The sequence below is a fragment of the Pseudomonas sp. 24 E 13 genome (assembly GCF_900004715.1).
GTDB classification, from domain to species: Bacteria; Pseudomonadota; Gammaproteobacteria; order Pseudomonadales; family Pseudomonadaceae; genus Aquipseudomonas; species Aquipseudomonas orientalis_A.
Map to the genome: position 1 here is coordinate 26408 of NZ_CVTO01000093.1, position 20776 is coordinate 47183.

Annotated in this window: 23 protein-coding genes; 11 read left to right on the plus strand and 12 right to left on the minus strand. The window is 59.7% G+C overall.

Annotated elements, in window-relative coordinates; genetic code table 11:
• Nucleotides 1–85: 85 nt before the first annotated feature.
• Complete coding sequence (locus BFP90_RS06200; protein ID WP_065896260.1) at nt 86–487, minus strand: transcriptional regulator; 402 nt, start codon at nt 485–487, stop codon at nt 86–88.
• A 154-nt stretch (nt 488–641) separates the two neighbouring features.
• Between BFP90_RS06200 and BFP90_RS06205 the strand changes: the two genes are divergently transcribed.
• Nucleotides 642–917, plus strand: a complete 276-nt coding sequence (locus tag BFP90_RS06205; protein ID WP_065896261.1) for a hypothetical protein — start codon at nt 642–644, stop codon at nt 915–917.
• Nucleotides 918–990: 73 nt separating this feature from the next.
• Here BFP90_RS06205 and BFP90_RS06210 read toward each other — a convergent pair whose 3' ends face one another.
• The gene (locus tag BFP90_RS06210) at nt 991–2337 is read right to left on the minus strand and encodes a DEAD/DEAH box helicase (protein ID WP_065894385.1); all 1347 of its coding nucleotides are present in this window, start codon (nt 2335–2337) and stop codon (nt 991–993) included.
• 192 nt (nt 2338–2529) lie between these two features.
• On the opposite strand from BFP90_RS06210, the gene BFP90_RS06215 reads away from it, so the two are divergent.
• Entirely contained in the window at nt 2530–3819 is a 1290-nt protein-coding gene (locus tag BFP90_RS06215) for a mechanosensitive ion channel family protein (protein WP_065887920.1), read from the plus strand.
• Between the two features lie 43 nt (nt 3820–3862).
• On the opposite strand, the gene BFP90_RS06220 is transcribed toward BFP90_RS06215, so the two are convergent.
• Nucleotides 3863–4420, minus strand: coding sequence for an RBBP9/YdeN family alpha/beta hydrolase (locus BFP90_RS06220; RefSeq protein WP_065896262.1), 558 nt, complete (start codon nt 4418–4420; stop codon nt 3863–3865).
• A 223-nt stretch (nt 4421–4643) separates the two neighbouring features.
• Here BFP90_RS06220 and BFP90_RS06225 point away from each other — a divergent pair, with 223 nt between their 5' ends.
• The 5 genes from BFP90_RS06225 to BFP90_RS06245 are packed head-to-tail and all read left to right on the plus strand — an operon-like array spanning nt 4644 to nt 9454.
• The gene (locus tag BFP90_RS06225; protein ID WP_256097376.1) at nt 4644–6023 is read left to right on the plus strand and encodes an iron-containing redox enzyme family protein; all 1380 of its coding nucleotides are present in this window, start codon (nt 4644–4646) and stop codon (nt 6021–6023) included.
• An 11-nt stretch (nt 6024–6034) separates the two neighbouring features.
• Nucleotides 6035–6349 carry a Rieske 2Fe-2S domain-containing protein gene (locus BFP90_RS06230; RefSeq protein WP_065896263.1) on the plus strand — a complete coding sequence of 105 codons (315 nt, stop codon included), beginning with the start codon at nt 6035–6037 and terminating at the stop codon, nt 6347–6349.
• Nucleotides 6350–6354: 5 nt separating this feature from the next.
• Complete coding sequence (locus tag BFP90_RS06235) at nt 6355–7536, plus strand: MFS transporter (RefSeq protein ID WP_065894388.1); 1182 nt, start codon at nt 6355–6357, stop codon at nt 7534–7536.
• A gap of 3 nt (nt 7537–7539) precedes the next feature.
• Nucleotides 7540–8766 (plus strand): ATP-grasp domain-containing protein, encoded by a 1227-nt coding sequence (locus tag BFP90_RS06240; RefSeq protein ID WP_065896264.1) that lies wholly within the window; start codon nt 7540–7542, stop codon nt 8764–8766.
• Nucleotides 8767–8770: 4 nt separating this feature from the next.
• Nucleotides 8771–9454 (plus strand): phenylalanine--tRNA ligase beta subunit-related protein, encoded by a 684-nt coding sequence (locus BFP90_RS06245; protein ID WP_065894391.1) that lies wholly within the window; start codon nt 8771–8773, stop codon nt 9452–9454.
• A gap of 36 nt (nt 9455–9490) precedes the next feature.
• On the opposite strand, the gene BFP90_RS06250 is transcribed toward BFP90_RS06245, so the two are convergent.
• The 3 genes from BFP90_RS06250 to BFP90_RS06260 form a co-directional block, all read right to left on the minus strand.
• A complete protein-coding gene (locus tag BFP90_RS06250) occupies nt 9491–9907 on the minus strand; it encodes an Lrp/AsnC family transcriptional regulator (RefSeq protein ID WP_065887914.1) in 417 nt (138 codons plus the stop codon).
• 67 nt (nt 9908–9974) lie between these two features.
• Nucleotides 9975–10850: a carboxylate/amino acid/amine transporter gene (locus BFP90_RS06255; RefSeq protein ID WP_065896265.1), complete on the minus strand. Its 876-nt coding sequence runs from the start codon at nt 10848–10850 to the stop codon at nt 9975–9977.
• Nucleotides 10851–11240: 390 nt separating this feature from the next.
• A complete protein-coding gene (locus tag BFP90_RS06260; protein WP_065894395.1) occupies nt 11241–11555 on the minus strand; it encodes a 3-phosphoglycerate kinase in 315 nt (104 codons plus the stop codon).
• Between the two features lie 49 nt (nt 11556–11604).
• On the opposite strand from BFP90_RS06260, the gene BFP90_RS06265 reads away from it, so the two are divergent.
• The 3 genes from BFP90_RS06265 to BFP90_RS06275 all read left to right on the plus strand — a co-directional run bounded on the left by BFP90_RS06265 (nt 11605) and on the right by BFP90_RS06275 (nt 15136).
• A complete protein-coding gene (locus tag BFP90_RS06265; RefSeq protein ID WP_065894397.1) occupies nt 11605–12537 on the plus strand; it encodes a LysR family transcriptional regulator in 933 nt (310 codons plus the stop codon).
• A gap of 120 nt (nt 12538–12657) precedes the next feature.
• Nucleotides 12658–13221 carry a peptidylprolyl isomerase gene (locus tag BFP90_RS06270; protein ID WP_065887910.1) on the plus strand — a complete coding sequence of 188 codons (564 nt, stop codon included), beginning with the start codon at nt 12658–12660 and terminating at the stop codon, nt 13219–13221.
• Nucleotides 13222–13303: 82 nt separating this feature from the next.
• Nucleotides 13304–15136: an ABC transporter ATP-binding protein gene (locus tag BFP90_RS06275; RefSeq protein ID WP_065894399.1), complete on the plus strand. Its 1833-nt coding sequence runs from the start codon at nt 13304–13306 to the stop codon at nt 15134–15136.
• Nucleotides 15137–15254: 118 nt separating this feature from the next.
• Here BFP90_RS06275 and BFP90_RS06280 read toward each other — a convergent pair whose 3' ends face one another.
• From BFP90_RS06280 to BFP90_RS06290, 3 genes are all read right to left on the minus strand, one after another.
• Nucleotides 15255–15503, minus strand: a complete 249-nt coding sequence (locus BFP90_RS06280; RefSeq protein ID WP_065887908.1) for a BrnA antitoxin family protein — start codon at nt 15501–15503, stop codon at nt 15255–15257.
• Complete coding sequence (locus tag BFP90_RS06285; protein ID WP_065894401.1) at nt 15481–15759, minus strand: BrnT family toxin; 279 nt, start codon at nt 15757–15759, stop codon at nt 15481–15483. Before BFP90_RS06285 ends, BFP90_RS06280 begins: the two co-directional genes overlap by 23 nt.
• 77 nt (nt 15760–15836) lie before the next feature.
• Nucleotides 15837–16961, minus strand: a complete 1125-nt coding sequence (locus BFP90_RS06290; RefSeq protein WP_065896273.1) for a GNAT family N-acetyltransferase — start codon at nt 16959–16961, stop codon at nt 15837–15839.
• Nucleotides 16962–17247: 286 nt separating this feature from the next.
• Here BFP90_RS06290 and BFP90_RS06295 point away from each other — a divergent pair, with 286 nt between their 5' ends.
• Nucleotides 17248–18570: a putative porin gene (locus tag BFP90_RS06295; protein ID WP_065887907.1), complete on the plus strand. Its 1323-nt coding sequence runs from the start codon at nt 17248–17250 to the stop codon at nt 18568–18570.
• Between the two features lie 103 nt (nt 18571–18673).
• On the opposite strand, the gene BFP90_RS06300 is transcribed toward BFP90_RS06295, so the two are convergent.
• The 3 genes from BFP90_RS06300 to BFP90_RS06310 are packed head-to-tail and all read right to left on the minus strand — an operon-like array spanning nt 18674 to nt 20675.
• Nucleotides 18674–18907 (minus strand): anti-sigma factor family protein, encoded by a 234-nt coding sequence (locus BFP90_RS06300; RefSeq protein ID WP_065894403.1) that lies wholly within the window; start codon nt 18905–18907, stop codon nt 18674–18676.
• Nucleotides 18901–19515: an RNA polymerase sigma factor gene (locus BFP90_RS06305; RefSeq protein ID WP_065887905.1), complete on the minus strand. Its 615-nt coding sequence runs from the start codon at nt 19513–19515 to the stop codon at nt 18901–18903. Before BFP90_RS06305 ends, BFP90_RS06300 begins: the two co-directional genes overlap by 7 nt.
• Before the next feature lie 38 nt (nt 19516–19553).
• A complete protein-coding gene (locus BFP90_RS06310; protein ID WP_065894405.1) occupies nt 19554–20675 on the minus strand; it encodes a beta-ketoacyl-ACP synthase III in 1122 nt (373 codons plus the stop codon).
• Between the last annotated feature and the right edge of the window lie 101 nt (nt 20676–20776).

The window sequence follows — 20776 nt, forward strand, 5'->3', positions numbered from 1 at the left end:
CAGGCACCGCGCTCATTCAGAAAGCACGCGTTATCGTTGACGTTTTTCGCGAGCAAGCTCGCTCCTACAGGGTTATGCGGGGTGTTCAGATGGCGCCGCCGGCTATTGCGGCCTTGGAGGCCACGTGATCGAAGGTGGCTTCGTCCAGCGCATCTTCCTGTTGGTCCAGCACATGACGTGGATGGTGTTCGCCTGGAATGGAACTGTCGATCAGGGAAAGCAGGCTTGAACCGCGCGGCGTCAGGATGAAATTCTCGCCATTGCCGCCCTCCTCCTCCGGACGCGATTCGATAAATCCACGCTTGAGCAGCAGGGCTTCGTAATCAGCAGCCTCCTTTTTCAGCGCATCCAGGTTGCCGACAGACTCGCCGGCCGTGGCCTTCTCGGCGGCTTCCTGCTCGGCGTACTTGCGCGGGGCGAAGCTGCCCTCACCGTTTTGCACTTCATGCAACAGACGTTCGATCAGATCCCAGTTGTAAGTCGTCATCCTGATTCCTCCTGCAGGCCCACGGAAAAGTAGCCCGTCCAGAGGTGTGACACGCCAGCTCGGCCGCCGTTCAGCCTGATCGACGGGCGTCATTTCGCTGAACTTTCCCGACGTTCGCCCCCTCAACCGTACACAATCGCCAAGGAGGTCGCCCATGAAAACCCTGATGAACCTGGCCGTCGCCGCTACGCTGCTGAGCAGCGTGCCCGCCTGGGCCTGCACGCCTGAGGAAGCCACCGCCAAGCGCGAGCAACTGGCGCGGGAAGTCACTCAGCTCACCGAGCAGAACCCGACCAAGGCCAAGGAGATGAATGACGAGTTGCAGAAAATGGATCTGGACACCGAAAGCGCGGAATTTCCCGACAAGTGCCAGTTGATTGATGCGCGCCTCAAGGAACTCAAGGAAGCGGCGGCTAAAGCCAAAAGCTGAATGCAGGCGTGGACGCGGAGCGTCCCGGGAGGCGTTCCCACGCGCAGCGTGGGAACGATCGGTCAGACGAATGCTACTCGGCAGCCGGCACTTCCGGCTTGCGGCGCTTGAGCGGGGCCATGCCGTCCTTGCTGACGAGCGACAGGTTGTCGGTCTTCGGCCGATTGGCGATCTTGCGCTTGGTCGGTGACTTGGCGCCGGCCTTTTTCTTTTCGCCCTTGGCGTCAGTCTTTTTCTTCTTCACCCCAACGGCCTTGCCCGAGGCCTTGACCTTCTTCGGCCCGGTGTAGGTGCCTTTGACTTCCTTGATGGTGCGGCGCTCGAACGATTGCTTAAGGTAGCGCTCGATGCTCGACATCAGGTTCCAGTCCCCGTGACAGATCAGCGAGATGGCCAGGCCATCGTTGCCGGCACGCCCGGTACGGCCGATACGGTGCACGTATTCGTCGCCGCTGCGTGGCATGTCGAAGTTGATCACCAGGTCCAGGCCATCCACGTCAAGGCCGCGCGCGGCGACATCGGTAGCGACCAGGATCTTCACGCCGCCCGCCTTGAGGCGGTCGATGGCCAGTTTGCGATCCTTCTGGTCCTTTTCGCCGTGCAGCACGAACGCCTTGTATTCCTGCGCCACCAGGCGCCCGTAGATCCGGTCGGCAGCGGCGCGGGTGTTGGTGAAGACGATCGCCTTCTGATAGGTCTCGTTGGCCAGCAGCCAATTGAGGATCTGTTCTTTATGCACGTTGTGGTCAGCGGTGACGATCTGCTGACGCGTGGTCGCGTTCAGGTCGCTGACGTTGTTGACCTGCAGGTGTTCGGGGTCGTTCAGCACCTTGGCGACCATGTCGCGCAGGGTCGAGCCACCGGTGGTGGCGGAGAACAGCATGGTCTGCTGGCGGTTGACGCATTCGGCCACCAGGCGCTGCACGTCGTCGGCAAAGCCCATGTCGAGCATGCGGTCGGCTTCGTCAAGCACCAGCACTTCGACTTCCTTGAGGTCGAGGTTGCCGGCATTGAGTTGCTCGATCATGCGGCCCGGGGTGCCGATCAGGATATCCGGGACCTTGCGCAGCATGGCGGCCTGGACCTTGAAGTCTTCGCCACCGGTAATGATGCCGGACTTGATGAAGGTGAACTGCGAGAAGCGCTCGACTTCCTTCAGGGTCTGCTGGGCCAGCTCGCGGGTCGGCAGCAGGATCAGGGTCTTGATGCTGACGCGGACTTTAGCCGGGCCGATCAGGCGGTTGAGCACCGGCAGGACGAAAGCAGCGGTCTTGCCGCTACCGGTTTGCGCCGTCACCCGCAGGTCACGCCCCTGGAGCGCGAGCGGGATGGCCGCTGCCTGCACAGGCGTAGGCTCGACAAATTTAAGCTCGGCCACGGCTTTGAGCAGGCGTTCGTGCAGGGCGAATTGGGAAAACACGGGTGCTACCTCGAAGAAATACAAAATATCAGCTGCATAGGTTACCGGTTTCGGGCGTCCAAACCGAGTTTCTTTACGCGAACGGTGCTAATCAGCTGGTTTTTTGTCAGCGATTTTGTCCGTGGCGTCAACTTTGTTGCACTTAAATGCTCTAATCGGCCCGTGTTGTCTTACAGAAGAATCGGTTAATCCATGGATATCAAACAGCTCTGGCTCAACGTCCAAGACCTCTGGGGCGCCCTCGATGAACACCCGGTCCTGCATTCCAGCCTCGGCTTGCTGGTATTGCTGGTGGTGGCCTTCGTCGTGGGGCGTGTGGCGCGTTACCTCATCCTGCACGCGGTCAAATTACTCGGCCGGCAGCCGGCGCTGCATTGGCTCAACGATCTGCGGCATAACAAAGTCTTCCATCGCCTGGCGCAGATGACGCCGTCCCTGGTGATCCAGTTCGGCCTGTATCTGGTGCCGGACCTGAGCAAGACCGCCATCCTGTTCATCGGCAACGTGGCCCTGGCGATCACCATTCTGTTCATGGTGCTGGCGATAAGTGCACTGCTCAACGCGCTGCTGGATATCTACGCGCGCACCGAACATGCGCGCACCCGCTCGATCAAGGGCTATGTGCAGCTGGCAAAGATGGTGCTGTTCGTGTTTGGCGCGATCATCATCGTCGCCACCCTGATCGACCGTTCGCCGCTGTTGCTGCTGTCGGGCCTGGGTGCCATGTCGGCGGTGATCCTGTTGGTGTACAAGGACACGCTGCTGTCGTTCGTGGCCAGCGTGCAATTGACCAGCAACGACATGCTGCGGGTCGGCGACTGGATCGAAATGCCCCAGGTCGGTGCCGACGGGGATGTGGTGGATATCACCCTGCACACGGTCAAGGTGCAGAACTTCGACAAGACCATCGTCTCCATTCCCACCTGGCGCCTGATGTCCGAGTCATTCAAGAACTGGCGCGGCATGCAGGCCTCCGGCGGCCGGCGCATAAAGCGCAGCCTGTTCATCGACGCCAGCGGCGTGCGTTTTCTGCGCGATGACGAAGAAGAACGCATGACCCAGGTGCACCTGCTCACCGGCTACATCGGGCGCAAGCAGGCCGAACTCAAGGCCTGGAACGAGGCCCAGGGCCACAGTGCGCAACTGTCGGCCAACCGCCGCCGCATGACCAACCTGGGGACCTTTCGCGCCTACGCCCTGGCGTACCTGCAAAGCCACCCGGACATCCAGCCGAACATGACCTGCATGGTGCGCCAGATGCAGACCACCGCCCAGGGCGTGCCGCTGGAAATCTACTGCTTCACCCGCACCACGGCGTGGGCGGACTACGAGCGCATCCAGGGGGATATTTTCGATTATTTATTGGCGGTATTGCCGGAGTTCGGCTTGAGCCTGTATCAGCAGCCGAGCGGCACGGACCTGCGCGGCGGTCTCTTTGCGATGACGCAGAATGCCAAGGCCGTGGAAACCCTGGAGCACTGACAACCTGAGCTGCGAGGGGCCTGGCGGTCCCTCGCAGTGGCCGCTACTTGAGTTGGAACTGCGGGTCACCGGTCAATTGGTAAAGGTATTCCGCACCCTTCGGCCAAGGCCCGTACCCCGAGTCGCCGTTGATATGGCCGGCGTCCGGCTCCCACACCAGTTCACTGCCCCATGCCTCGCCGAATGCTTTCGCCCGTTCCGGGGTGACGTAGGGATCGTTGGTGCTCGCCACCAGGATCGTGCGAAACGGCAGGCGCTGCATCGACATCGGCGTAAAACCGGTGGTGCCCGACGGATACGATTCCGCCTCGGTATCGCTTGGCGCCACCAGCAAGGCGCCCTTTACCTTGTTCGACTGCGGATACTGCGCCGCCCAGCGTGTGATCAGGGTAATCGCCAGGCTGTGCGCGACCAGCACAACCTTGCTGTCAGCCGCCTCTATCGCCTGATTCAGGCGCGCCACCCAATCGGCAGCGACCGGCGTTTGCCAGTCCTGCTGCTCGACCCTCTGCAACCCGTGGAACTGACGCTCCCATTGCGATTGCCAATGGGCTTCACCGGAGTTGAACAGGCCCGGCAGGATCAAAACGCTGACTGTCATCTTCCTTCTTCCTCAAGACCTTATTAGCCCGCATGCCGGAAAAAGCCGGCGAACATGTCTAGTCGTCGCCCTAAAATAAATCAACTCACCCAAATCACAAAGCAGACTCCACCTATTGATTTAGTGAAATTCACTATCTACGCGCCCAATTTTCAATCTGTTTTTAGAAAAACCAAATCTATAGCATCTGGCCATCGAACAAATCAGCCAGAAGGCACTTCTTATGTTATGGACAACTAAGCTGTCAGATGACGCGCCCCACTTCGCACTCAGTTCGGATGCCGAGGCGCTTACCCACTACGGTGATGCCCAGGCTTTTGCCCAACCGCGCAGTTTTTATACCAACAGCCCCTTCCAGCGCCCTTCTCGGCCGCAGGATATTTCAGATGTTATTATCAGCACCCGCCTGACCAGCGACCAACTTTCAGACAGCCAGCATTTATTGGCGCAACGCTTGTTATTGAATATCTATGAGCAGGACCTGGTATTTCTGCCAAAGCCGCCCATGGAACTCGATCTCAAGGCGTTCAAACAATTCTACGACCCCGAGCACGCCGCCAGCGGCAAGAAGATCCGGCCGTTGCTTGAGCAGTATCTGTACGACTGGCTCAAGCAGGAAGTGCATATCAACGGTTCGTGGTGCCTGGATTCGTTTGTCGCCCACACCGACAAAGTCCTGGAGGAAGTCGCACAGTCCGAGTCCAGGTTGCACCAGGTACTGACCACCAGCCGCAACCCTGAACGGGCCGCGCGTTTTTTCATGACCCAATGCGCCGGCGACTTCCTCAGTGAAGCCTCGGCGATGGCGCGTAACGTGCTGGGCAACTGCGGTGTGTACACCAGCGAGCTGTTCAAGATCCTGATCGATGAATATGGCTACGGCGTCGATAAAAAGAAGCACAGCACCATTTTTGAAGACATGCTCAAAGACATGGGCATGTCGCACCACGTGCACCATTACTGGCAGTTCTACACCGCAGGTTCCTTGTCGCTGACCAACTACTTCCATTATGTGTCCGCCAACCACGGCGAGCTGTTCCGCTACATTGGCGCGATGTATTACACCGAGGCCACCCTGGCCCTCACTACCAAGCACCAGTCGAGCGCCATCAAGGCGATTTTCGGCGACAGCGTCTCCACCGACTATTTCGATGAACATTCACACATCGATGTCCATCACGGAAGAATGGCCCTGCAGCGCCTCATCCTGCCGATGATCAAGCAATTTGGCAGCAAGATCATTCCCGACCTGGTCCGCGGTTTCGAAGAATTCAGGTTGTTGCAGGACATCGCCGATGAAGAGCTCTACGCCCATATCAAATGGCATGACGAGCTGGATGAACACCGTGCACTGGCTGCCGCCCACCACGGCCAGAAGCCGGTGGACCAGCGCATTACCGAGGCCGAGCACGAACTCTCGGTGCCGCACACCCACCCCAATGACGAGCTGTTCTGGGTTGAAACCGGCGAGCTGGATTTTGTCGCAAGCCCCGAACTCAGCGTGCGCCTGAAGGCCGGGGAAGGCGTGGTGATTCCCAAGGGCATGCTGCATGGCACCCGCGTCGTCAGCCCGTCCTGCACCTATACCGTCACGGCACTTTGAGTAGGCACCCCATGAAAGCTATCCGCCTGAACCTGACCGACGCCAACTACGTAGCCGTGGAAGACACCACTTATTTTCTCAAGCGCCACACCTATTCGACGCAGTTGCTGCCGACCACTTGCCCCCATCGCGGCGGCCCGTTGCACATGGGTGAAGCCAGCGGCGACGGGCAGAGTGTGATCTGCCCCTGGCACGACAACGCTTACAAGGTGTGCAACCTGGAAAAGAAGTCGCCCCCCACCGTTCGCGTCAGAAACCAGTTCAGTACCGTCGTCGGTGACACCCAACGGTGCGTGCCTTTACTCAAACTTTCTCGTTACGACTGAGCCCTATGACCACTAAATCAACACTGACAGCGTTCTATTCGATCGTGACCCTGTTTACCGGCCTGGACATGGCGATTGTGATTGCCATGGTCTGGTTCGGCCTGGAAACCACCGGCTCGACATTCCTGGTCGGCGCCACGCTGTGCGTGGCGACGGTGGTGCCGTATGTGTGCGAACAATACATCGGCAAGTTTTTCACCATTGAACTGAGCATGAAACGCCTGCTGTACATCCGCCTGACCGCGTTCGCCGCCGTGCTTGGCCTGTCGTTCACAAACGCCGCCGTGTTGCCCATCGGCTTTCTGGCAATCGCGTTCGTGGTCGGTGTCACCGACTATTTCACCATCAGCACCCTCGAGTCGAAAAATACCAAGCTGGTGTTGGCCGGCGCGACCGACAGCGACACCTCGGCGCGGCTGATGCAAACGTCCATCCAGATCGGCGCCTTCGGCGGCGCGCTGCTGGGCGGGGTGATCGTGGACGTGTTCTCGGTCAGCCAGACCCTGCAGATCATCAGCCTGGCGGCGATTGTCTCGCTGGCGGCGATCCTGTTCGTACAGGCCACGCCCGGCGCCGACACCACCGAGCAGGCCGGCGACAGCCCCGTGGCCCAGGCGCTGAACCTGCCGCGAAACCTCTACGTGCTGATCATTGTGTTAAGCATGATCGGGTTCCATATCGGCGCCTTCAACAGCCTGGTGCCGATCGTGTTTCAAAAGCTCAATGAGTGGAACGCCACCCTGTTCGGCGTGGCCAGCGGCCTGGCGGGCCTGGGTGCCTTCAGTGCGGCGGTGCTGCCACGTATCAAGCTCAACAGCTACAGCGCCATCCTCCTGGTGCTGCTGGCCGACGTGGCAATCGTGTATTTCCAGAACCTCTACGTGATGATGGTGGCCGCGTTCTTGCTGGGCTTTTGCATCAACAGCCTGCGCATTCAATTGCGCAAGAACCTGATCGAGTCGGCGCCCAACGCTCGGGTGGCCGACGTGATCGCTGCAAAGAGTTCGCTCTACTACCTGCTGGTCAGCGGTTCGGCGCCCATGATCCTGACGTTTTTCACCACCGCAGGATTCCTCGGGCTGGAAGGTGCGCGCCTGTTGATGATCGTCTCCGCCGGCCTGTTGGCCGCCGCCGTGCTGGCGTGGAACCTCACGCCGGCGGTCCCGGCCACCGCGACCCTTGAATAAGGAATGCCTCAATTGCAAACCGTACTGATCGTCGACCCGTTTTCCACCGGCAAACTCTACGCCCCGTTGTTCAAGGCCCAGGGCGTGAAGTGCATCGCGGTGATCTCCACCAACACCTTGCCCAGGCACTTCACCGATGACCTGATCCGGGAAGATTTCGAAGAGGTCTACCACTGGGAAGAGAGCCTGCTGGAAACCCTCGAGAAGCTGTCATTGAGCGCGGTGATCGCAGGCTGCGAGACCGCGATCTATCTCACCGATTACCTCACCGAAGTGCTGCGTATTGCGGGCAACAGCCGCATCACCAGCGACCTGCGGCGCAACAAGTTTTCCATGCAGCAAGCGCTCAAGAAACATGGATTGGCGAACATTGCGTCGCAACTGTTGAGTTCGCAAACCCGCATCCGGGAAGTCGTCGACTCGTTGGACGAAGCGGCCACCTACGTGGTCAAGCCACTGAATTCGGCCGCCACCGAAGGCGTGGTATTCGCCCAGGGCAAGCACGAAGTGCAAACCGCCCTGAACAATGCGGCCTGGCGGCAGAAAAACGACCTTGGGGAGTTCAACCTCGGGTTTATCGTGCAGCCATTCGTGGCGGGACCGGAGTACGTGGTGGACATGGTCGCCTTTGATGGCGAGTACACCATCGCCACGGTGTGCAAATACACCAAGATCCACAGAAACGGCAGCAAGTTTGTCTATGAAAGCCTGGACACCCTCGACCCCCAGGCACAAGAGCTGCAACCCTTGATCGACTACGCGCGCCAGGCAGCGGCGGCCCTGAGCATCGAGATCGGGCCGATTCATATGGAAATCATCTGGTCCGATGCGGGCCCGGTGATGATTGAAGCGGGCGGCCGTTTGCATGGCGGTATCGCCCCGCTGCTGTTTCAACAGGTGTACCAGCCGGACCTGTTATCGCTGGCCATCGACAGCTACCTCGGCAGGCCTCGCCCGCCGGCCGGAGTTGCACGTGAGATCAGCCATGGTCGTATCGGCTTTTTCTGTTCCGACGAGCGCCGCACCTTTACCGCGCCTTCACCTCAGGCACTGCAGAGCGCAATGCTGGATGAAGCCTATTGCGGCCATCGCTTCTTCCTCAGCCCGGGCGACACCACGCCGGTCACGATCGACTTCGCCACCTGCCCAGGGCTGTTCTGGTTGCAGCACCCCAGCCTGCAACAGCTCGACGCCAGCACCGAACTGCTGCGCAACAAGCTATGGAGCTAAGGGCATGAAAAGTCGTTTGATCATTCAACAGTCAGCCCTTGACCTGGGCCTCAATAATGCGTGCGCCGCCGTTGTCGAAAACATCCGGGTGTCTGACGACCAGAGTTTCGTCAGTCTCTTGCAGAGCAACCTGAATCATGTGGCCTCGCACCTCAACGAACTGGACGCCAATCCCGTTTACGAAGGGTTTGCCCGCCAGCTTGAAAAGCTCGGCTACACCAACACGGTCAGCGCCAACGAAAAACTGCTGCGGCGCTTCATCGCCAACGGTGTGCGCCCGATCAATAACGTCGTCGATGCCTATAACGCCGTGGCGATCCGACACGGCGTCAGCATCGGCGTACACAGCTATCATCAGCGGGACGATATCCACGTCATGCGCTCGCCGGAACCGAGGGCCTTCCGCCCGTTGTTCGCCAAGAAGGACGTCATGATCCCCGCGGGCGACATCGTCTATACCTGCGGCGACGTGCCTTTGGCGAGCATCGGCAAAGTCGACGCCGATGCCCATGACTTCAGACTGACGAACGCATCGTCCAGCCTGCTGGTGGTGGTCCTGGGGCATGACGACACCACGTTGGCATTCAACCGGACGGTCATCGCAGAATTCGTGGACACCCTGCGCCAGACAATGCCGGCCCTGAATCACTACTTTCTCGAAACCTTCCACGACCACGCGCCGGCGTGATCGGGCACCAGCCGCTGCCGTCCCGGACGGCAGCGGCTAGCGCCAGGCCTTGAGCACCGGATTGACCACCACCTCATTCACGTGCTCGATCTTGAGCAGGTTTTCCTTCAACACCATCAACTCTTCAAAATGGCGGTAGCGCACGTCGAGCATCATGTCCACGTCGCCAAACAATGAATAGGCCTGCACCACCTCGCGATACTGGTGGATTTTCGGAAACACCAGGTGGCAGGTGCTCCCGTTGAGCTTGAGCATCAAAAATGCCGATTGCCGGGCCTCATCACCCTCAGCGACGCTGATGGTAAAGCCGAGGATAATGCCCTTTTCGATCAGTTTTTGAACCCGCGACTCCACGGCGGTTCGAGACTTGTGAACCTGGCGCGCCAGTTCGGCCAGGCTGACGCGGGAGTCATCCTTCAAGGCAGCAATTATCAGTTCATCGACCTTGTCCACTCTGCCACCCCCACACCGTTCCTTTCGATAACACACTCTCATTGCCGCTCACACATCGCTGGCACCTTCAAGTCGCAGACTTTACGCCAGCAGCGGGCTTGATACCCAATCGACTGACCCAAACCGCCGCCAGAATCACCAGGCCGCCCAGGGCCAGCCTTCCCAGCGGTTCATGCTGGTTCCAGATCAGCAGGTTCAGCAGCAGCCCCACCGGCACATGCAGGTTATTCATCACCGCCAGGGTGCCACCATTGACCAGGCACGCCCCCTTGTTCCACCAGTACATGCCCAGCGCGGTACTGATCAACCCCAGGAACACCAGCACACCCCATTGCAGCGGCGCCTGGGGCAGAAAGTCTGCCTTGCCGAACAGCAGGAACGCGGGCAGCACCACCAGCAAGGCACCCAGGTAGAAATAACCGAAGCGTCGGTAGTGCGGCTGATCGCTCGGATAGCGTGCCACCAGATGCTTGTACATGACTTGCCCGGCGGAGTAGGTGAAATTGGCCAGTTGCAGCAGCAGGAAGCCCATCAGGAAATTCGGCGTGATCTGGTCGAAGCGAATCACCGCCGCACCCGCCACCGCCACCAGTGCGGCGACCAGTGCCCAGGGATTGAACCGCCGGTTGAGCGCGTCTTCGATCAGGGTCACGTGCAACGGTGTGAGGATCGTGAACAGCAACACCTCCGGCACCGTCAGTACGCGAAAGCTCAGATACAGACACACATAGGTCACGCCGAACTGCAGCGCACCGATGACCAGCATGCCGCGCATGAAGGCCGGTGGCACCGAGCGCCAGCGGGTCAGTGGGATGAAGATCAACCCGGCCAGTACCACGCGCACCAGCACTGCGAAGTAGCTGTCGACGTGACCGGCGAGGTATTCGCCGATCAAGCTGAAGGAAAATGCCTGAATCAGGGTGACAACCAGTAGATAGCCCATGTGCGCCTCGTTTCGAATGGGCGCGACATTAAAGCTTTTCGATGCTTGAAGAAACTCGAGGCAAAAAAAACCCGACCTCGCTGAAGCGGCAGTCGGGCAGGAGCACTCAGGAGCAAACAGTGCAAGGGGAGGTTCGGTACGCGTACTTGAACGGATTGCTTGGGGCTAGATAAACACCGGGGGATTATCTGGCGATTAAAGGATCACGCCACCTGCACGAGCAGGGCGTTGGCGGACAGGGCCATGTAGGCTCTATCGGAAAATGCTGTGAGTCGATGCAGAAAAGATTAACCGTGGCCGCTTCGATTAAAAAGCGCAAAAAACTGCTATAACCCATCTATAAATTTGTTTATAAGCGGAGTCTGCCTGTCGCTGTGCTCCGCGCTTGCTTTATTTCGGCGCACACGCCAGGGCGATTCGCATCTTGATGATCGCGCGGTTGAACTTGACCGTGGTGTGGGTGCTTTTGCCTGCGGGCACGCTGACGGTGCGACGACGCGGCGCTTCCGGGCCATTGGTAAAGATTACAGAACACAGGGCATCCTGGGTGCCGTAGTTATTGAGCTGAATCGAGCTGATATCGCCGTCCACATCGGACGCGGTGTAGTCGATGCTTACGCCGTCGATCTTTTTAGTCACGTCGATCGGGTAGGCAAACGCGCTCATCGGCAGCAACGCCAGCAACACACAACAGAATTTTCTCATTCGGCAGTCTCCAATAAGGACCGCCAGCTTAGGACAAGAGGAGCTCATCTTGAAAGCGCCCCGCGTGACCCTTGATCAATGGCGCACATTGCAGGCCGTGGTCGACCATGGCGGCTTCGCCCAGGCGGCCGAAGCGCTGCACCGTTCGCAGTCCTCGGTGAGCTACACCGTGGCGCGCATGCAGGACCAGCTCGGCGTGCCGCTGCTGCGCATCGACGGGCGCAAGGCGGTACTCACCGATGCGGGTGAAGTGCTGCTGCGCCGCTCCCGGCAACTGGTGAAGAATGCCAGCCAACTGGAAGATCTTGCCCACCATATGGAACAAGGCTGGGAGGCCGAAGTGCGGCTGGTCGTGGATGCGGCCTATCCCAACGCGCGCCTGGTACGCGCCCTGACCGCCTTCATGCCGCAGAGCCGAGGCTGCCGGGTGCGCTTGCGTGAGGAGGTGTTGTCCGGCGTCGAGGAGCTTTTGATAGAAGGCGTGGCTGACCTGGCGATCTGCGGCTTCAGCATTCCCGGTTACCTGGGCACCGAAATGAGCGATGTGGAATTCGTCGCCGTGGCCCATCCCGAGCACGGGTTGCACCGCATGCACCGCGAGTTGAGCTTCCAGGACCTGGAAAGCCATATGCAGGTGGTCATCCGCGACTCCGGTCGCCAGCAACCGCGGGATGTGGGTTGGCTCGGCGCCGAACAGCGCTGGACCGTCGGCAGCCTGGCCACCGCCGCCGCGTTCGTAGGCAGCGGCCTGGGGTTTGCGTGGTTGCCCCGGCACATGATCGAGCGCGAACTCGCCGAAGGCCTGCTCAAGCAACTGCCGTTGGAACAGGGCGTCAGCCGCCATCCCACATTCTATTTGTATTCGAACAAGGACAAACCCCTGGGGCCTGCGACGCAGATTCTCGTGGAACTGCTACGCACCTTTGATACCGCTCCGCTGGACGCGCCCTTCGCGGCCCTCGGCAAGCCTGAAACGCAGTGAACCCATGGCCCGGAAAGAAATCTATGTAAAACTGCTGCCCAACGCGCGACCGGTGGTGATTGAAGATTCCCGCCACGCCCTTGGATCAAACTCGACACCATTACCCAGGATCACTGACCCATGCTGAAAAAAATTGCCTTCCTTGCCGGTTCCGTTCTGTTCGCTGCCAACCTGATGGCGGCCGAACCGGCCAAAGCGCCCCACGTACTGATTTCCACCACCAATGGCGACATTGAAATCGAACTCGACCCGGTCAAGGCGCCGATCAGCACCAAGAATTTCCTCGCCTATGTCGACAAAGGCTTCTACACCAACACGATTTTTCACCGTGTGATCCCGGGTTTCATGGTCCAGGGCGGCGGGTTTACCCAGCAGATGTCGCAAAAGCCGACCGAAGCACCGATCAAGAACGAAGCCAGCAACGGCCTGCATAATGTGCGCGGCACCTTGTCCATGGCCCGCACCAATGACCCGAACTCGGCCACCAGCCAATTCTTCATCAACGTGGCCGATAATGCCTTCCTCGACCCGGGCCGCGATGCCGGTTACGCGGTATTTGCCAAGGTGGTCAAGGGCATGGACGTGGTGGATGTCATCGTCAATTCGCAGACCACCACCAAGCAAGGCATGCAGAACGTGCCAATCGATCCTGTCCTGATCAAGTCGGCCAAGCGCATCGACTGAGGTCTGCAGGAACTTCCGCACGTTGCCCACAAGGCGACGTGCGCATTTGAAAGGAGAGCCCGCACGGCGGGCGTCAAGCCTAATGCTCTATCGTCGTTTTGAACAACTGATCGACATCTTCCGCGATGCTCCCAGCGCGGCCCCGCCCGATAAAGTCCTGCCCTTCTACCTCTACTACCTGCGCCAGGTGTGGCCGTGTTTTGCCGCGCTGTTGGTGGTGGGCCTGGTCGGTGCGCTGATCGAGGTCGCGCTGTTCAGCTACCTGAGCCGCATCATCGACCTGGCCCAGGGCACGCCGCCCGCGAATTTCTTCCAGGTGCACAGCACCGAGCTGATCTGGATGGCCGTGGTCGCCCTGCTGCTGCGACCGATTTTCAACAGCCTGCATGACTTGCTCGTGCACCAGACCATCAACCCCGGCATGACCAGCCTGATCCGCTGGCAGAACCACAGCTACGTGCTCAAGCAGAGCCTGAATTTCTTCCAGAATGATTTCGCCGGACGCATTGCCCAGCGCATCATGCAAACCGGCAACTCGTTGCGTGACTCTGCGGTGGCAACGGCCGAAGCCATCTGGCACGTGTCGATCTATGCCATCACCTCGCTGGTGTTGTTTGCCGAGGCCGACTGGCGACTGATGATTCCGTTGATCATCTGGATCGTCTGCTACTGCCTGGCATTGCGTTACTTCGTGCCGCGGGTCAAGGAGCGTTCGGTGATCTCTTCCGAAGCGCGCTCCAAACTCATGGGCCGCATCGTCGACGGCTACACCAACATCACCACCTTGAAGCTGTTTGCCCATACGCAGAATGAGCAGGAATACGCCAAGGAAGCGATTGTCGAGCAAACCGAAAAAACCCAACTGGCGGCGCGCGTGCTCACCAGCATGGACGCGGTCATCACCGTCCTGAACGGCCTGCTGATCGTCACCACCACAGGCCTGGCCCTGTGGCTGTGGACGCAGTCGCTGATTTCCGTCGGCGCCATTGCCCTGGCCACCGGCCTGGTGATTCGCATCGTCAATATGTCCGGCTGGATCATGTGGGTAGTCAACGGCATTTTCGAAAACATCGGCATCGTGCAGGATGGCCTCAAGACCATCGCCCAGCCGCTTGCGGTGGTCGACCGCGCCGACGCCCCGCGCCTGGAAGTGCCCCACGGCCTGGTGCGCTTCGAGCAGGTGGATTTCCACTACGGCAAGCAGAGCGGGATCATTGGCGGCCTGAACCTTGAGATCAAGGCAGGGGAGAAGATCGGCCTGATCGGCCCGTCCGGCGCGGGCAAGTCGACCCTGGTCAACCTGCTGCTGCGCCTCTACGACCTGCAGGGCGGCCGCATCCTGATCGACGGCCAGGACATCGCCGAAGTCGCCCAGGAAAGCCTGCGCGCGCAGATCGGCATGATTACCCAGGACACTTCGCTGCTGCACCGCTCAATCCGCGACAACCTGCTGTACGGCAAGCCGCAGGCCACCGACGAAGAACTCTGGGCCGCCGTGCACAAGGCGCGCGCCGACGAGTTCATCCCGCTGCTGTCGGATTCCGAGGGCCGTACCGGGTTGGATGCCCATGTGGGCGAGCGTGGGGTGAAACTCTCCGGCGGCCAGCGTCAACGGATCGCCATCGCCCGCGTGCTGCTCAAGGATGCACCGATCCTGATCATGGACGAAGCCACCTCGGCACTGGACTCCGAAGTGGAAGCCGCGATCCAGGAAAGCCTGGAAACCCTGATGCAGGGCAAGACCGTGATTGCGATCGCGCACCGACTCTCGACCATCGCGCGGATGGACCGACTGGTCGTACTGGAAAAAGGCCGGATCGCCGAAAGCGGCAGCCACGCCCAATTGCTGGCCCATGGCGGGCTGTATGCGCGGTTGTGGCAGCACCAGACGGGTGGGTTCGTTGGCATCGATTGAAGGCATCGAGACCGGCAGACTCTAAGTTAGTGCAGCCTGATCATTCCCACGCTCCGCGTGGGAACGATCTTACGGGCAGGCCCGCCGATAAGGCAGGGCGGAACTTTTGACGTGTTGATCAGCCTTGATGAGCCTGCATGTATTGGCGCAAGAGCTGGTTAATGCGGGTCTGGTAGCCAGTGCCTTGACCTTTGAACCACTCTAAAACATCCGCATCAAGTCGAATGGTGACCGCCTGCTTCACAGGAACACGCAGTTCAGCACGTCGAAAAAACTCAGCATCCAGTTCAGGAATTTCACTGGTATCAATATCTTTGTCGCTCATCTTGGCCAGGCGCTCCCAATCAGTTTTCGATGTTTGCGTCATAATATTTGGCCTCCTTCTTGGTTGCTTTTCGGGCGGAAATGATACGGATCACATCACCACACCGCTCGGTGTATACGACAACACCAATCAATAATTTGATCCAGCCAATACTGATCCAACGCTCTTCGTCATAATCCGCTCGATCATCGCGCAAGGCCAGCATTGGATGTCTAAAGATATCCGGAACGTCGTTGAAATCGATGCCGTGCTTAGCAATGTTGGCCTTGTTTTTTGAATCATCCCACTCAAAATGCATGGCACGTCCTGTATGTACTTTTGTACATACAGAATAGCGATTTCGGCTTCTTTGACCAGTTCTGCCAGACCGGTGGCTCAAGCCTGCCGATAAGGCAGCGCCGACCTCGCCTCTTCGGCATACGCCAGAATGCCCACTCGCTCGCGCTCGAGGAAATCCTCCACGGCGTTTTTCAGTCCCGGATGGCGCAGGTAATGCCACGAATGGGTAATCACCGGTTCAAAGCCACGAATCAATTTATGCTCGCCCTGAGCGCCGGCATCGAAGCGTTGCAGGCCGTGGGCGATGGCGTAGTCCATGCCCTGGTAGAAACAGGTCTCGAAATGCAGCCGGTCGAACTCCGCCAGGCAGCCCCAATAGCGGCCGTAGAAGCTGTCACCGCCGATCAGGCTGAACGCCATGGCCACCGGGCGTGAGCCCTGTTTGGCCAGGACCACGCGAATCGCCTCGGGCATGCGCTCGGCCAGCAGGCTGAAAAACGCCCGGGTCAGGTAGGGCGACTGGCGGCGTACCGCGTAGGTGTTGGCGTAACAGGCGTAAACAAAATCCCACTGGGCTTCGCTCAGTTCATGGCCCTGCAACCACTCGAACTCGATACCCTGCCCCGCCACCTGTTCGCGCTCTTTGCGCATCTGTTTGCGCTTGCGTGAGCTCAGGGCGTCGAGAAAATCCTGGAAGTCGCGGTAGCCACGGTTCTGCCAGTGGAACTGGCAGCCCAGACGCTGCAACCAGCCGGGATGCCGGGCCAGTGCGTCATCGGCCAGCGCGTCGGTGAAATTGACATGGGCACTGGATAGCCCCTCGATTTCCAGGTAACCGGGCAGGCTGTTCAACAGTTCGAAGCCGTCCTCGGCATTGGCTGCAAGCAAACGCGGGCCGCTGACCGGACTGAACGGCACGGCCGTCAGCAGCTTGGGGTAGTAATCGATGCCGGCGCGTGCGCAGGCGTCGGCCCACCCGTGATCGAACACGTACTCGCCATAGGAATGCCACTTGCGATAACCGGGCAATGCCGCCACCAGCCGCTCGCCCTCCCAATGCAGCAAATGCTCCGGTTGCCAGCCCGAATGGCCCCCCAGGCTGCCACTGTCTTCCAGCGCGCTCAGGAACGCATGCCGCACGAATGGCTGGGCCTGCGGCGCCAGGGCATCCCAGGCCTGCGGGGTGATGTCGGACAGGCTGTCCAGGCGTTGCAGCGGCATCGGCATCTTCTCTGTGTCTTGGGCGTGAAAGCCTGGCGAGTATCGCCTATCACAGCCGAGTGCACACCCGGAAAAAACCCAGGACACAACTCCAAATCAATAGTTCCGTGGGCAAACCAATTGTCATGGAGATGAAATCACTTAGCCACTACTCCGTCATAAACCGTCGCGATACTGACGCCTGTTTTTAGAGCACCCGGGTTTGCCAGGTGGCCTTTTTTCCGTCCGTCATCGGTCGGTTGTGTCCTGGAGGGTTTGTTACCCCTCCTCACTTTCGGAGATTGATATGCGTCTTGCTTCCACTAAAACTGCGGCGGTCCTGTGCGGCGGCCTGTTACTGGCCCTGAGCGTTCCGGCCAGCGCTGCAGTCGACGCTAAGTTGCTCGACATGCTCAAGGCCAACGGCCAGATCACTGCTTCGCAGTACACCGAATTGCAGAACGAGTTGGCCAAGGACCAGAAAGAACAGCAGATCGCACGCCAGGCCCAACAGGAAACCAACGAACAGATCGCCGCCACCGCGAAAAAGACCAACGAGCTGAGCAGCTTCGACCAGAAGCTGGCCTGGGCCGCCAAGACTCAGTTCAAGGGCGATGTGCGCTTTCGCCAGGAAACCATCAAGATCGATGGCGAGCCCAACAACGGTGGGCGTGACAAGGACCGTCAACGTATCCGCGCGCGCCTGGGTGCCTACACCGAGATCAACCCGCAGGTGGACACCGGTATCCGTATCGCCACGGGCGGCGGCGACGATGCGCGTTCCACCAACCAGGACCAGGATGGTTACTTCGATAAGAAATCGATCTGGCTGGACCTCGGCTACATCGACTACCACCCGGACCAGATCAAGAACCTGCACGTGATCGGCGGCAAGATGATGCAACCGTGGGTGAGCATGGGCGATGTGATCTGGGACAGCGATATCAACCCCGAAGGCCTGGCCGTCACCTACAAATACCCGCTTGGCGGCAGCGCCGAGCTGTTCGGCAGCCTGGGCAACTACAACCTCAAGGACAACGTCGACGGCGACGGCGTGCAATTTCGCCACGACCTGCGCCTGACATCCGGCCAGTTGGGCACGCGTTTCTCGCTGACCGACAACCTGAAAATGACCCTGGGCGGCAGTGTCTACGCCTACCAGAACGACAAGGACAGCCGCTGCACGACCACCACCACGCCTTGCGCACTGGCGGTCAACGGCAACTCGGCCAATAACGAATTCCGCTTGTATGAAGGCTTTGCCCAAGCCGACATCGGCGGCCTGGCAGTGCCGTTGGCCTTCTACGGCCAATACGTGAAAAACAACGATGCCGTGACCGATCAGGACACCGCCTGGTTGGTGGGTGCCAAGTCCAAGGTGTTCGGTTTCAACCTCGACTACAACTACCGCGATACGCAACGTGACGCAGTGGTAGGCGCCTTCACCGATTCGGACTTCGCCAACGGCACCACCGGTTCGCGCGGTCACAAGATGAAGGTCAGCTACGACATCGACAAGAACTTCGCCCTGGGCGCCACTTACTTCCTGACCAAGGCTGACTACGCCAGCCGGACTCAGCGTGATGCCAACACCAACACCCTGCAGCTGGATGCTGAAGCCAAGTTCTAACCTCACCCTGTAGGAGCGAGCATGCTCGCGAAGAACGAACAGGCAGCGCGTTTATCCAGGATACCCGCGTTATCGTTGACGTTTTTCGCGAGCGAGCTCGCTCCTACACATCTTTACGCCGCTCGGCCGCGAGCCGCTCGGCCAGCGCATCCGCATCCTTCACCGGCTCGTCCGGCATGATCCGCAACGTCGCCTGCATCAGGCGCATCTGACGGATAAAGCGCCGGCAGTTCGGACAGAACATGAAGTGATGACGCACCAGCAGACGCTCACGAAAGGTCAATTGCCCATCGAGGTAGTCACTGGAACGCGCCACTTGCTCCTTACACGTCAACATTCGCCCGTTTCCTCAAAATGCTCCACTGTGGCAAAGACTTTAAGCCGTGCCCGATGCAGCAGCACACGCACATTGGAGAGTGAGAGCGTCAGAAGATTACAGATTTGCTCCAGCTCCAGGCCCTGGCGTTCACGCAGCACCAGCACGCTGCTTTGCAATTCGGACAGGCTCAGCAGGGTGTGCTCCAGGCAGTTGCGCAATTCCTCTTCGGTGAGCAAGGCTTCCGGCGTGTCCTGGTGCCAGGCATACGGCGCTACGGCCCAGTGCCCATCGTCAGGCGTAAAGCGTTCATCACCGATGGTTCCATGGGGAGATGGCAGATCGTCAAGCAACACCTCCCGACGATTTTGCTTGTAGCGGCCCTTGGCGGCGTTCGCGGTGATCGTCAGCAGCCAGGTCTTCAGGCTGGAACGCCCTTCGAACCTGGCGAGGTTGCGGACCACTGACAGCCAGGCATCCTGCACCACCTCATCGGCATGCCGCTGGCCGACGATGGCATAGGCCACCGCCCGCATCGCACTCTGGTACGTGGTGACCAACTCCTTGTAGGCCCGCTGCTCACCCTTGAGCAGGCGTTCAAGCAGATGCGTGTCGTCCGCTGCTGCCATTCAACACCTCACTGTAAACGCGCAGACCCGCTCCGCCATCAGCGTTTGCGCAGGATCACGCTGCCGATGGAGTAGCCCGCCCCGAACGAGCTGAGCACGGCCACGGCGCCTTTGGGCAAGTCGTCCTGATACGTGTGGAACGCAATCACCGAGCCTGCCGAACTGGTATTGGCGTAGGTGTCGAGGATCACCGGCGCCTCTTCCACCGAGGCCTCGCGGCCCAGCAGTTTCTTCACGATCAGGTGGTTCATGCTCAGGTTGGCCTGGTGCAGCCAGAAGCGCTTCACATCGGTGACGCCCAGCTGGTTTTCCGCCAGGTGCGCGCCAATCAACTCGGCCACCATCGGGCAGACATCGCGGAACACTTTGCGGCCTTCCTGCACGAACAATTTGTCCGGCGCGCCGACGCCCTCTTCCGCGGTGCGGTTGAGAAAGCCGAAGTTGTTGCGGATGTTGTTGGAGAACTTGGTCAGCAGCTTGGTGCTCACCACGTCGAACTGGTGCTCGGAGGTCGCCAGGTCGGCCCGCTCGAGGATCACCGCCGTGGCGGCATCGCCAAAGATGAAGTGGCTGTCGCGGTCACGGAAATTCAGGTGACCGGTGCAGACTTCCGGGTTGACCATCAGGATCGCCCGGGCCTGGCCCAGCTGGATGCTGTTGGCGGCATTCTGGATCCCGAAGGTGGCCGAGGAACACGCCACGTTCATATCAAAACCGAAGCCCTCAATACCCAGGGCTTCCTGCACCTCGATGGCGATGGCCGGGTAGGCACGCTGCAGGTTGGAACAGGCGACGATCACGCCATCGATATCGGCGGCAGTCTTGCCGGCGCGTTGCAGGGCCTGCTCGGCAGCGCCGACGGCCATCTGGCAGAGCACCGACCATTCGTCGTTGCTGCGCTCGGGCAAGCGTGGGGCCATGCGCCGAGGGTCAAGGATGCCGTCCTTGTCCATCACGAAGCGGCTCTTGATGCCCGAGGCCTTTTCAATGAACGCCGCACTGGACTCAGTCAACGCCTGCACGTCGCCGCGCTCGATGGCCGCAGCGTTTTCGCTGTTGAACTGCTGCACATAGGTATTGAAAGACTGCACCAGCTCTTCGTTGGAGATGCTGTTGGCCGGGGTGTACAGGCCAGTGCCGCTGATGACGACGTTATGCACGGTCGTTCCTCTAAATCTGTCAGGCAGAAGATATTGGTACCGTCGTACCAAACTGTAGGTCGTTTGATTCCGTCCAGCGGGCATCAAACTGGCAACGCTTT